The organism is Bradyrhizobium septentrionale, assembly GCF_011516645.4.
GTDB lineage: Bacteria > Pseudomonadota > Alphaproteobacteria > Rhizobiales > Xanthobacteraceae > Bradyrhizobium > Bradyrhizobium septentrionale.
In genome coordinates, this window is record NZ_CP088285.1 from 4,971,078 (window position 1) to 4,983,788 (window position 12,711).

General features: G+C 65.8%; 10 protein-coding genes. 7 read left to right on the forward strand and 3 right to left on the reverse strand.

All coding sequences use genetic code 11. The features are described 5' to 3' along the window. Window positions 1-43: 43 nt before the first annotated feature. The 5 genes from HAP48_RS25390 (at window position 44) to HAP48_RS25410 (ending at window position 7,748) form a co-directional block, all read left to right on the forward strand. Window positions 44-1,696, forward strand: a complete 1,653-nt coding sequence (locus HAP48_RS25390; RefSeq protein ID WP_166209173.1) for an acetolactate synthase large subunit — start codon at window positions 44-46, stop codon at window positions 1,694-1,696. Between the two features lie 123 nt (window positions 1,697-1,819). After that, a complete protein-coding gene (pgm, locus tag HAP48_RS25395) occupies window positions 1,820-3,460 on the forward strand; it encodes a phosphoglucomutase (alpha-D-glucose-1,6-bisphosphate-dependent) (protein WP_166209169.1) in 1,641 nt (546 codons plus the stop codon). 23 nt (window positions 3,461-3,483) lie between these two features. Then, complete coding sequence (locus HAP48_RS25400; protein WP_166209166.1) at window positions 3,484-4,440, forward strand: NAD-dependent epimerase/dehydratase family protein; 957 nt, start codon at window positions 3,484-3,486, stop codon at window positions 4,438-4,440. Further along, a complete protein-coding gene (locus HAP48_RS25405; protein ID WP_166209163.1) occupies window positions 4,433-5,308 on the forward strand; it encodes a dihydrodipicolinate synthase family protein in 876 nt (291 codons plus the stop codon). The genes HAP48_RS25400 and HAP48_RS25405 overlap by 8 nt, the downstream gene beginning before the upstream one ends. A 112-nt stretch (window positions 5,309-5,420) precedes the next feature. Then, the gene (locus HAP48_RS25410; protein ID WP_166209161.1) at window positions 5,421-7,748 is read left to right on the forward strand and encodes a xanthine dehydrogenase family protein molybdopterin-binding subunit; all 2,328 of its coding nucleotides are present in this window, start codon (window positions 5,421-5,423) and stop codon (window positions 7,746-7,748) included. Between the two features lie 132 nt (window positions 7,749-7,880). Here HAP48_RS25410 and HAP48_RS25415 read toward each other — a convergent pair whose 3' ends face one another. Genes HAP48_RS25415 through HAP48_RS25425 form a run of 3 tightly spaced genes read right to left on the reverse strand, consistent with a single transcriptional unit; the run spans window position 7,881 to window position 11,098 of the window. Beyond that, window positions 7,881-9,077 (reverse strand): acyl-CoA dehydrogenase family protein, encoded by a 1,197-nt coding sequence (locus HAP48_RS25415; protein WP_166209158.1) that lies wholly within the window; start codon window positions 9,075-9,077, stop codon window positions 7,881-7,883. Window positions 9,078-9,090: 13 nt separating this feature from the next. Continuing rightward, window positions 9,091-10,236 (reverse strand): acyl-CoA dehydrogenase family protein, encoded by a 1,146-nt coding sequence (locus HAP48_RS25420; RefSeq protein ID WP_166209155.1) that lies wholly within the window; start codon window positions 10,234-10,236, stop codon window positions 9,091-9,093. Between the two features lie 4 nt (window positions 10,237-10,240). Then, on the reverse strand, window positions 10,241-11,098 hold the full coding sequence (locus HAP48_RS25425; RefSeq protein ID WP_166209152.1) for an enoyl-CoA hydratase: 858 nt from the start codon (window positions 11,096-11,098) through the stop codon (window positions 10,241-10,243). 157 nt (window positions 11,099-11,255) lie between these two features. Between HAP48_RS25425 and HAP48_RS25430 the strand changes: the two genes are divergently transcribed. Continuing rightward, the gene (locus HAP48_RS25430; protein ID WP_029080337.1) at window positions 11,256-11,864 is read left to right on the forward strand and encodes a LemA family protein; all 609 of its coding nucleotides are present in this window, start codon (window positions 11,256-11,258) and stop codon (window positions 11,862-11,864) included. A gap of 21 nt (window positions 11,865-11,885) precedes the next feature. Next, the gene (locus HAP48_RS25435) at window positions 11,886-12,710 is read left to right on the forward strand and encodes a TPM domain-containing protein (RefSeq protein ID WP_166209149.1); all 825 of its coding nucleotides are present in this window, start codon (window positions 11,886-11,888) and stop codon (window positions 12,708-12,710) included. Window position 12,711 lies beyond the last annotated feature (1 nt).

Genomic DNA, 12,711 nt, shown 5'->3' on the forward strand with positions numbered 1-12,711 from the left:
CTATGCTCCGTGGGCGGCATGCAATCAACGATGCGAGGCTGACATGGTCAAAGGTTCCGATTTGCTGGTCGCAGCGCTTGAGAACGAGGGCGTGGAACGGGTGTTCGGCGTTCCCGGCGAGGAGAATCTCGACGTCGTCGAGAGCCTGCGCAAATCCTCGATCAAGCTGATCGTGACGCGCCACGAGCAGGCGGCGGCCTTCATGGCGGCGACCTATGGCCGGCTGACCGGAAAGCCCGGCGTTTGCATGACGACGCTCGGCCCCGGCGCGCTCAACCTCACCACCGGCGCGGCCTACGCGCTGCTCGGCGCGATGCCGATGGTGATGCTCACCGGACAGAAGGGCATCTTGAGCAGCCGGCAGGCGAAGTTCCAGATCGTCGACATCGTCAACACCTTCCGCCCGCTGACCAAGCTCTCGCTGCAGATCGTCAGCGGCGCCACCATTCCGACGCTGGTCCGCGACGCCTTCCGGATCGCGACGCAGGAACGGCCAGGACCTGTGCTGCTCGAGCTGCCGGAGGACATCGCACGCGAGGAGACCGCGCCGGTCGACATGATCTCGCCGCATCCAATCGAGATTCCGATCGCGCATGCCGCCGCGCTCGACCGCGCCGCCGACATGATTCTGAAGGCGCAGCGTCCGCTGATCATGCTCGGCGCCGCGGCATCGCGCCCGCGCTCCACCGCAGGGATCGGCGACTTCGTGCGTCGAACCAAAATCCCGTTCTTCACCACGCAGATGGGCAAGGGCACGGTATCTGGCGGCACCAATCAATACATGGGGACCGCTGCGCTGAGCGAGCGCGATTATGTGCATGAGGCGATCGACCGCGCCGACCTCATCATCGCGATCGGTCACGACACGATCGAGAAGCCGCCCTTCATCATGGGCCCGAAGGGGCCGCAGGTGATCCATGTCAGCTATACCGCGGCGAATGTCGAGCAGGTCTATTTCCCGCAATGCGAGGTGATCGGCGATGTCGGTCCGAGCCTCGAGCTCTTGGCCGACCGGGTCGAAGGAAAGCTACCGCAGGCCAGTGCGCTGCTCAGCCTGCGCGAGAGCATCTTGGCGAAGATCACCGATCGCGCCACCGAGGGCCGCTGGCCGCCGACACCGCAGCGCATCGTGCACGATGTGCGGCAGGTCATTCCCGAGGACGGCATCGTCGCGCTCGACAACGGCATGTACAAGATCTGGTTCGCGCGCAACTACCGCACGCTGCTCGCGAACTCGCTGCTGCTCGACAACGCGCTCGCGACCATGGGCGCCGGCCTGCCGTCGGCGATGATGGCGGCGATGCTCTATCCGAACACCCGGGTGCTCGCGGTCTGTGGCGACGGCGGCTTCATGATGAATTCGCAGGAGCTCGAGACCGCAGTCCGCCTCAAGCTCAATCTGGTGATTCTGATCCTGGAAGATTCCGCCTACGGCATGATCCGCTGGAAGCAGGCGGTCGACAATTTCCCGGATTTCGGCCTGACTTTCGGCAATCCGGATTTCGTCAAATACGCCGAGAGCTATGGCGCCAAGGGCTCGCGGATCGAGAGCACGGAAGCGATCGTCCCGACCCTGGAGCGGGCCTTCTCGGGCGGCGGCGTGCATCTCGTCGTGGTGCCGATCGACTACACCGAGAACAAGCGGGTGCTGGTCGACGAATTGCGCGAGAAGGTGCAGCAGATCGACGTGTCGTAGCGCATTGCTGCGTTTCGCAAGGAACGAAAAGCGCTCGGCTTGATTGAACGTAAGCCATCATGGTAGCACGCGAGCGCATCACTCCTGTGCTGATGATCGGCGATACCAGATCTGAGAGGTCACGTGACTGCACCAAATCCCGCCGCCGGCAAACCCATCGATCCCGCCTCGCTCGCCAACGTGCCGCGGCTGGTCACGGCCTATTTTGCAGGCAAGCCCGACGCCAGTGATCCCGCGCAGCGGGTTGCGTTCGGCACCTCGGGCCATCGCGGCTCGTCGCTGAAGAATTCCTTCAACGAGGACCACATCCTCGCCACCACGCAGGCGATCTGCGATTACCGGCGCGAGAAGGGGCTCACCGGGCCGCTGTTCATCGGCATCGATACCCATGCGCTGGCCGAGCCGGCGCTGGCGAGCGCGGTGGAAGTGTTCGCCGCCAACGGCGTCGAGATCATGATCGACGCGCAGGGCGGCTACACCCCGACGCCGGTTATTTCGCACGCGATCCTGAGCTACAACAAGGGACGCAGCGCGGGCCTTGCCGACGGTGTCGTCATCACCCCGTCACACAACCCGCCGGAGGACGGCGGCTACAAATACAATCCGCCGCATGGCGGCCCGGCCGACACCGACGTCACCGCGGTGGTCGAGAAAAACGCCAACCGCTATATCGAAGCTGGCCTGAAGGGCGTCGCGCGGATGCCCTATGATCGCGCGCGCAAGGCCACGACCACGCATCTGCACGACTACATCACGCCTTACGTCGCCGATCTCGGCAATACCGTCGACCTTGCGCTGATCAAGTCCGCTGGCGTCAAGATCGGCATCGATCCGCTCGGCGGCGCGGCGGTGCATTACTGGCGGCCGATCATCGCGCGCTACGGCATCAATGCCACCGTCGTCAACGAGGCCGTCGATCCGACCTTCCGCTTCATGACCGCGGACTGGGACGGCAAGATCCGGATGGACTGCTCGTCGCCTTACGCGATGGCGAGCCTGATCGGGATGCGCGACCGGTTCGACGTCGCCTTTGCCAACGATACCGATGCCGACCGCCACGGCATCGTGACCCGCTCGAACGGGCTGATGAACCCGAACCACTTCCTCGCCACCGCGATCGCCTATCTGTTCGCGCATCGGCCGCAATGGAGCGGGGATGCTGCGATCGGCAAGACCATCGTGTCGAGCTCGATCATCGATCGCGTCGCGAAGAAGCTGAACCGCAAGCTGGTGGAGACGCCGGTCGGCTTCAAATGGTTCGTCGACGGGCTCGGCAGCGGCGGCTTCGGCTTTGCCGGCGAGGAGAGCGCTGGCGCCTCGTTCCTCAAGCGCGACGGGTCGGCCTGGACCACGGACAAGGATGGCATCATCCTCGGCCTGCTGGCGGCGGAGATCATCGCGAAAACCGGCCGCGATCCCAGCGAATTGTTCAAGGAGCTGACCGCCGAGCTCGGCGTTCCCTACTACGAACGCATCGACGTCGCGGCGACGCCGAAGCAGAAGAGCGCGCTGAAGGCGCTTGGGCCCGAGCAGCTCAACATGGCCGAGCTCGCCGGCGATCCCGTGCGCGCGGTCAGGACTAGGGCGCCGGGCAACGATCAGCCGTTCGGCGGCATCAAGGTCGAGAGCGAGGCCGGCTGGTTTGCCGCGCGCCCGTCCGGCACCGAGGATGTCTACAAGATCTACGCCGAGAGCTTCCGCGGGCCGGATCATCTGAAGCAGATCCAGGGCGACGCGCAGGCCGCGATCGCCAAGGTGTTCTGAAGGCACGGGGCCGGGCGGAATTCATGCGCGTATTGTTGACCGGCTCCTCCGGCTGGCTCGGCCGTTTCCTTGCGCCGCGGCTGCGGCAGGTCGGCCATGACGTGGTCGGCCTCGACGTCGTCCCGGGCGCAGCGACCGATGTCGTCGGCTCGGTGGCCGACCGATCGATGGTCGACCGCGTGTTCGCCGATCATGGCATCGCGGCCGTGATCCATGGCGGCGCGCTGCACAAGCCCGACATTGCGCGGTTCTCGCCGCAGGCCTTCGTCGACGTCAACGTGTCAGGCACGCTCAATCTGCTGCAGGCGGCTGCCGCCGCCGGCCATGATCGTTTCGTCTTCACCTCGACCACGTCGCTGATGATCTCGCAGGCGATCCGCGACGACGAAGGCCATGCGGCGGTTTGGCTCGACGAGACGATCGGGCCGCTCGAGCCACGCAACATCTACGGAGTTACAAAACTCGCCGCCGAGGGGCTGTGCCGGCTGTACAGCCGCCAGCATGGGCTGAACTGCGCGGTGCTGCGGACCAGCCGCTTCTTCCCCGAGGACGACGACACCATCCGCGATATCCATGGAGAGAACCTGAAGGCGACCGAGTTGTTGTACCGCCGCCTCACCGTCGGGGACGCCGCCGACGCCCATGTCGCGGCGCTGGAGAGGATCCGCGGCTTCGAGGTGTTCGTGATCAGCGCGCCGACGCCGTTTGCGCGCAGCGATGTCGCGGACCTGAAGACGGACGCGGCCGGCGTGATCGCGCGCACTTTCCCCGATGCGCCGGCGCTGTTCGCGCAGCGCGGCTGGCGCCTGCCGCGGTCGATCGGCCGGATCTACGATTCCACCAAGGCCGAACGGCTGCTCGGTTTCCGCGCGGTGAACGACTTTGCAGCGGTGCTCGGCGCTCTGCGCAGCGGTGAGCCGCTTCCCTTTGCGCATGATCCCGACTATGTCTCGCCGTCAACGAGGCTCGCAAATGGCTGATTTTCACGGCGTCTTTCCCTATCTGGTGTCCCCGGTCGACCCGGCCGGCCATGTCCGCACCGAGGTGCTTGGCCGGCTCTGCGACGATCTGGTCAAGGCCGGGGTCCATGGACTGACGCCGCTCGGCTCGACCGGCGAGTTCGCCTATCTCAACAATGCGCAGCGCATGCAGGTGGTGGCGACCACGATCGAGGCCGCGCAGGGCCGCGTGCCGGTAGTGGCGGGCGTCGCCTCGACCTCGACGGCCGATGCCGTGGCGCAGGCCAAGGCCTATCAGAAGCGCGGCGCGTCAGGGATTCTCGCGATCATGGAGGCGTATTTTCCGGTCGGCGACGCGCAGGCGGAATCCTATTTCCGCGCCATCGCCGATGCGGTCGATATTCCCGTGGTGATCTACACCAATCCGAATTTCCAGCGCTCCGACCTCACGCTCGACGTCATCGCGCGCCTCGCCGCGCATCCGCGCATCGGCTACATCAAGGACGCCTCGACCAACACCGGCCGGTTGCTGTCGATCATGAACCGCTGCGGCGACAGCCTGAAAGTGTTCTCGGCCTCGGCCCATATTCCGGCCGCGGTGATGCTGATCGGCGGCCATGGCTGGATGGCGGGCCCGGCCTGCATCATCCCGCGGCAGAGCGTCGAGCTCTATAACCTGTGCCGCCGCGCCCGCTGGGACGAGGCGATGAATCTGCAGCGCAAGCTCTGGCGCATCAACGAGGCCTTCGCCCGCTTCAACCTCGCGGCCTGCATCAAGGCCGGGCTTGCGATCCAGGGCTACGACGTCGGCGACCCCGTGCCGCCGCAGGCGCCGCTCACGGCCGAGCAGCGCAAGGTGGTCGAGGCAGCGTTGCGCGATCTCGGCTGACGCTGGCTTGCGGGATGCACAAGGCGCATTACCTCGTCTTTCCCGGGCGTGTTGTCTCGCGCCGAAAATCCGTTAAAACCCGCCGAAATTTCTGCAATCCAAGGACCCTCTGATGAACATTCTTCCCGGCAATATGCGTTTTGGTGCGGGCCAGCCAGTCAAGCGTCTGGAGGACCAGCGGCTGCTCACCGGGAAGGGGCATTTCATCGACGACAAGCCGGCCGACGGCGCGCTCTGGCTCCACGTGCTGCGCTCGCCGCACGCCCACGCCAACATCAAGTCGATCGACGCCAAGGCGGCGCTGGCGATGTCCGGCGTCAAGGCGGTCTATACCGGCGCCGACCTCGTGAAGGACGATATCGGCACGCTGCCGACGCTCGCGATCTTCAAGCGGCCCGACGGCTCGCCGATGACCGTGCCGCCGCGCCGCCTGCTGGCGCATGAGGTGGTGCGCTATGCGGGCGAGGGTATCGCGGCTGTGGTCGCGACCTCGCGCGTGCTGGCGCAGACCGCGGCGGAAGCGATCGAGGTCGATTACGAGGTGCTGCCCTCGGTGGTCGATCCGGTCGAGGCGATCAAGCCCGGCGCGCCTGCGGTCTGGCCGGAGGCGCCCGACAATATCGTGGCCGCAATGAGCTATGGCGATGCCGCCAAGGTCGAGGCAGCCTTTGCCAGCGCCGCCCACAAGGTGTCGCTCGATCTGCTCAGCCAGCGCCTGGTGCCGTCCGCGATGGAGCCGCGCTCGACGATCGCCGAGATCGAGAAGAAGACCGGACGACTGATTCTCCACGTGCAGTCGCAGACCCCGGGCTCGACCCGCGACCTCTTGGCGGAATCCATCCTGAAGCGGCCGAAGGACAGCGTGCGCGTGCTGGTCGGCGATATCGGCGGCGGTTTTGGGCAAAAGACCAGCCTGTATCCCGAAGACGGCATCGTCGCCTACGCCGCGACCAAGCTGAATGAGAAGATCCGCTGGCGCGGCGATCGCACCGACGAGTTCGTCGGCGGCACCCACGGCCGCGACCTGACCTCGACCGGCGAGTTCGCGCTCGATGCCAAGGGCCGCGTGCTGGCCTATCGGGTGCGCTCAATCGGCGGCACCGGCGCCTATTCGTCGGGCACCGCCAACATCATCCCGCTGGTGCTCGGCCCGTTCGTCCAGACCGGCGTCTATGACCTGCCGCTGGTGCATTTCGAGGTCAAGTCGGTGATGACCAACACGGCGCCGGTCGGCGCCTATCGCGGCGCCGGCAGGCCGGAGGCAGTGTTCATCGTCGAGCGGCTGTTCGATGCCGCCGCGCGCCAGATCGGCATGGACCCGCGCGCCATCCGCAAGGTCAACTACATCAAGCCGGCGCAGCTGCCCTACACCAATGCGGTCGGGCAGGTATACGACTCCGGCGCCTTCGCGCACATGCTGGAGAGCGCCTCCGACCTCGCCGACTGGAACGGCTTTGCCGCGCGCAAGAAAGCGGCGAAGAAGAAGGGCCTGCTCTACGGCCGCGGCCTGACCAGCTACATCGAGTGGACCGGCGGCCGCGCCCACACCGAGAAGGTCTCGCTGCACGCGACCGCCGAAGGCCGCGTCATCTTGTGGTCCGGCACGATGGCGATGGGGCAGGGCCTCGCCACCACCTACACCCAGATGGTCGCCGATACGCTCGGCATCTCGATGGACAAGATCGACGTCGTGCAGGGCGACACTGATTTGGCCACCGGTTTCGGCAGCGTCGGCTCGCGCTCGCTGTTCGTTGGCGGCACCGCGGTTGCGGTCTCCAGCAATGACATGATCAAGAAGGCGCGCGACAAGGCCTCCCATCTGCTGGAAGCCTCCGTCGAGGATATCGAATATCGCGACGGCTTCCTCACCGTGGTCGGCACCGACCGGCGCATCAGCCTGTTCGAGATCGCCAAGAAGGAAACCGGCGCAAAGCTCTCGGTCGAAAGCGAGGGTGAGGTCGACGGGCCGAGCTGGCCGAACGGCACGCATATCTGCGAGGTCGAGATCGATCCCGAGACCGGCGTCACGCGGGTGGTGCGCTACACCACGGTCGACGACGTCGGCGTCGCGGTCAATCCGATGCTGGTGACGGGGCAGGTGCATGGCGGCGTTGCCCAGGGCATCGGCCAGGCGTTGTACGAAGGCGTGGCCTATAGCGAGGAAGGCCAGCTGCTGACCGCGAGCTATCAGGATTATTGCATCCCGCGTGCCTCGGACATTCCGCCGATCACGGTGACGCTCGATCCCTCCGCGCCGTGCAAGACCAATCCGCTGGGCGCCAAGGGCTGCGGCGAGTCCGGTGCGATCGGCGGGCCGCCCTGCATCACCAACGGCGTGATGGATGCGCTGAGCGAGGTCGGGATCACCCAGCTCAACACGCCGCTGACGCCGGCCAAGATCTGGCAGGCGATCCAGGACGCGAAGGTGGGGGCAGCTTAATTGCGCCCCTCTCTCAACACGTCATTCCGGGGCGCGCGTTAGCGCGAGCCCGGAATCCATTTCGCTACAGAACATTCGGCTTGATGGATTCCGGGCTCAGCCCTGCGGGCTGCCCCGGAATGACGGAGAGAGCTACAACCCCAACACCATCTTCGCGATGATGTCGCGCTGGATCTCCGACGAGCCGCCGAAGATCGTATACGCCCGCCCGTTGAGATATTCCGGCACCACCGGCAGCAGCTCTTCCGGGATCGCCGGCTCGTGGTTCAAGCGGTAGAACGGCCGCGCCGGCTCGACGGCAAGTCCGTCATTGCCGATCACGTCGACGCCGAGCCGGGTCACCGCCTGCCGGATCTCGCTGACCCGCAGCTTGATCAGCGACGACACGGCGCCGGGGTTCTGTCCGGTCTGCAGCGCCGACAGCACCCGCAGTTCGGTCATCTCGAGCGCATCGATGTCGACCTCGACCTCCGACATCCGCATCGCGATGTCGGGGTCCTCGATGGCGCGGCCGGTGACATCGGCTTCGGCGAGATCGGCAATCGTCTTCAGCGCCTCGCGCAGCTTGGCGGATGCGATGCCGGAGCCGCGCTCGAATTCGAGCAGGTACTTGCCGTAGGTCCAGCCCTTGCCTTCCTCGCCGACACGGTTGGCGACGCGCACGCGGACATCGTCGAAGAACACCTGGTTGACCTCGTGATCGCCGCCGATGGTCAGGATGGGGCGGGTGGTGATGCCCGGCGTCTTCATGTCGATCAGCATGAAGCTGATGCCGTCCTGCTGCCGCTCGCCGTCACTGGTGCGCACCAGCGCGAACATGCGGTTGGCGTGATGCGCATGCGTGGTCCAGATTTTGGTGCCGTTGATGATGTAGTCGTCGCCATCGCGCACCGCGCGCGTCTTCAGCGACGAGAGGTCCGAGCCCGAGCCCGGTTCGGAATAGCCCTGGCACCAATAGTCCTCGCCGGAGAGAATCCGCGGCAGGTAAAAATTCTTCTGCTCCGGCGAGCCGAAGCCGATGATGACGGGGCCGACCATCTTGACGCCCATCACATTGACATTGGGCAGGCCGGCGCGGGCGCATTCGGCTTCGAAGATCCAGCGCTGCGCCGGCGTCCAGTCCGGCCCGCCGTGTTCGACCGGCCAGCCCGGCGCGCCCCAGCCCTTCTTGTGCAGCGCGCGCTGCCAGGCCATGCCGATATCAGGGTCGGAGAACACCGAAGGCGTCAGCGCGGTGGCGCGCTTCATTTCCGGCGTGAGACTCGCGGCGATGGTGTCGCGGACTTCCTGCTCGAAGGCGCGTTCCTCGGCACTGAAGGTGAGATCCATGGTGCGCTCTCCGTTATGCGTGGGCGCGGCCGCTCAGCGCGGCGTGGCGGCGATAGTGATGGGCGCTGCCGCCGAACAGCGTGTCGAAAGCGAGCAGCCGCTTGAAATAGGCGCCGATGTCGAGCTCCTCGGTGACGCCCATGGCGCCGTGCAGCTGCACGGCTTGCTCGGCGACGAAGCGCGCGCATCTGCCGATCTTGGCCTTGGCGCCGGACGCCGCACGGCCGCGCGCCACGGGTTCGGCATTGGCCATCAACGCCGCGCGCAGCGCCATCGAGCGCGCCTCGTCGACTTGCATCGCGACGTCAGCGAGCCGATGGCGGATCACCTGATTTGCCGATAGCGGCCGGCCGAACTGTTTTCGGATCTTGGTGTATTCGAGTGTGGTGTCGAGCAGCGTCTGCATGACGCCGACCGCCTCGGCGCCGAGCGCTGCCATCGCGCGGTCGATCACGGTTTCGATCGCGGGCAACGCGTCCTGGCCGTTGCCGAGCAACGCGTTGGCAGGCAATTGCACATCCTTCAGATCGAGATTGCAGCCGCGTCCGCCGCCGAGCCGCGCGTAATCGCGCACAGTTAGCCCGGGAGTTCCTGCCGGCACCAAGAAGAGGGCAAGCCTGCCGGACGCGCCATTGGCGTTGGCGACGCGGGCCGAGACGATGATCCGGTTGGCCGACGCGCCGTCGAGAACCGCGATCTTGCTGCCGTTCAAGAGCCAGCCGTCAGCACTCTTCGTGGCCGTGGTGTCGACATGGGCGAGGTCGAAGCGTGCGGCGCGCTCGGAATGCGCGAAGGCGAGCGTGAGAGCGCCTTCTGCAACCTTGGGCAGGATCGCCTGCTGCTGCGCCTCGGTGCCGCATTCGGCGACCAGCGCGGCGCCGATCACGACCGTGGAGAGAAACGGCTCCGACACCAGTCCGCGGCCGAATGCTTCCATCAACAGTCCGATCTCGATCGCGCCGCCGCCGAGTCCGCCATGGGCCTCATTGATCGGCAGCGCCAACCAGCCGAGCTCGGCAAACTGTTTCCAGATCGCGGGCGAATAGCCGAGCGGATCGTTCGCGGTCTTCTTGCGATGCTCTGATGTAAAGGTCTCCGCCACGAAGCGGTCGGCACTCTCGCGCAGCAGACGCTGCTCGTCGCTGAGGGTAAGGTCCATCTGGTCACTTCACGTTGGCGGTTTTCTTGACGGAGGGATGCAGACCGGCGGGGTCCACCACCATTCCGAATTCCTGAAGATTATGCGCGTGGCACAGCTGATGCAGCGCGAAGGCCTGATCGACCGCGGCGGGCTGTCCCATGATGTCGATCGAGCGGTTCACCGCCTCCTTGGAAAGCTTCAGCGCGAAGGCGGGTTTGGCTGCGATCCTGCGCGCCAGCGCCAACGTGAAGGACGAGAGATCGCCGCGCGGCACGACGTGATTGACCATGCCGAGGCGGTGCGCCTCGTCGGCGCTCCAGATGTCGGCGGTAAACAGCATCTCCTTGGCCTTGCGCGCGCCGAGCTCCCAGGGATGCACGAACCATTCGACGCCGCAGACGCCCATCGTCACCACGGGATCGCAGAACTCGGCATCATGGCTCGCGACGATCAGGTCGCAGGCCCAGGCCAGCATCAGCCCGCCGGCGATGCACTTGCCGTGCACCTCCGCGATCGTTGGCTTGGCCAGATTGCGCCAGCGCCTTGTGATCTGCAGGTAGATCTCCTGCTCGCGCGCGAAGCGGCCGTGGGCGTTCGGCTCGTTGAAGCCGCCCCAATTTCCGACTGGCGGGAAATCGACGCCCGCCTGGTTCTTGGCCCCCGGCCGCAGATCGTGGCCGGCCGAGAAATGCGGGCCGTTGCCGGCGAGGATGATGACCTTGACCGCGTCGTCCTGCACCGCCTGGTCGAAGGCGGCGTTGAGGTCGTAGGTCATCTGCAGGTTCTGGGCGTTGCGGACCTCGGGGCGGTTCATCACGATCCGCGCGATCGCGGGCTCCGGCCGCTCGACGACAATCGTCTCGAATTGTTCAGACGTCATGGATCCTCCCCGGATCGATTTTTTCGCCATGATGAACGGCGCGGGGAGGGATAGGCAAGGGCCATCGTCCGCTAAAGGTGGCGCGAAAACCGCCACACGGGATTAACGGACGAAAATCTGCTACGCTGGCGAAGAATCCACCGGGAGGACCAATTTCATGCGCAAGCTTTGGACCGTGCTGGCAGCGCTGGCGACGTTGAGCCTGACCAATTGCGGCTACAACGCGATTCAGACCAATGACGAGCAGGTCAAGTCGAGCTGGTCGGAGGTGGTGAACCAGTACCAGCGGCGCGCCGATCTGGTGCCGAACCTGGTCAACTCGGTGAAGGGCTTTGCGCAGCAGGAAAAGGACGTGCTGCTCGGCGTCACCAACGCGCGCGCCAAGGTCGGCAGCATCCAGGCAACGCCGGAAGTGCTCAACGATCCGGCCGCGTTCCAGAAGTTCACGCAGGCGCAGGGCGAGCTCACCAGCGCGTTGTCGCGGCTCTTGGTCGTCACCGAAAACTATCCGCAGCTGAAATCGGACGCGCTGTTCCGCGACCTGATGGCGCAGCTCGAGGGCACCGAGAACCGCATCACGGTGGCGCGCAACCGCTACATCAAGTCGGTGCAGGACTATAATGTCGGCATCCGCACCTTCCCGAACAACCTGACCGCGATGGTGTTCGGCTACAAGGAGAAGCCCAACTTCACGGTCGAGAACGAGAAGGAGATCTCGACCGCGCCGAAGGTCGATTTCAGCCCAACGCCGGCGCCGTCGAAGTAGCGGCGGCGCGCGCCGACCGCAATGGCCGCCATTCGCGTCATCCTGTTCGCTTTCCTGCTGGGCCTCATCTGCCCGGCGCGGGCCGAGGTCGCAGTGCCTCAGCTCACCGGCCGCGTCGTCGATCAGACCGGGACGTTGTCATCGGGCGACATTGCTGCGCTCAACGGAAAGCTGGAGGATCTCGAGAAACGAAAAGGCAGCCAGATTGCTGTCCTGATCGTACCGACCACTGGCGACGAGACGATCGAGCAGTTCTCGATCCGCGTCGCCGGGGCTTGGAAAATCGGGCGCAAGAAGGTCGACGACGGCGCGCTGCTCGTGGTCGCCAAGAACGACCGGCATTTGCGCATCGAGGTCGGCTATGGCCTCGAAGGCGTGCTAAGTGACGTCGTCACCCACCGCATCATCGACGAGGACATCACGCCGAAATTCAAGGCCGGCGATTTCGCCGGCGGCATCTCGGCCGGTGTCGACCGGATGATCCGGCTGGTCAATGGCGAGCAGCTGCCGGCGCCGGAGCCCGAGCATTGGCAGGCGCCGAACCTGGTCGACTTCGCCAATCCGGTGGCGATCTTCGTCGTTATCATCGTGGCGAGCGCGCTGCGCGCGATGCTGGGGCGCTTGTTGGGCTCGGCCGCAACCGGCGGTATCGTCGGCGTCTTCACCTGGTTGATCGCCGGCTCGCTCGCCACCGCTTTGGTGGTCGGCTTGTTCGCTGGTGTCGCGGCGCTGATCTTCGGCGGATTGAATTTTGGTGGCCCGGCGGCGGGCTCCGGACCCTATCGGCGCGGCGGCGGTTATTCCGGCGGCTGGTCCGGCGGCGGCGGCGCCTCGGGGAGCTGGTAGG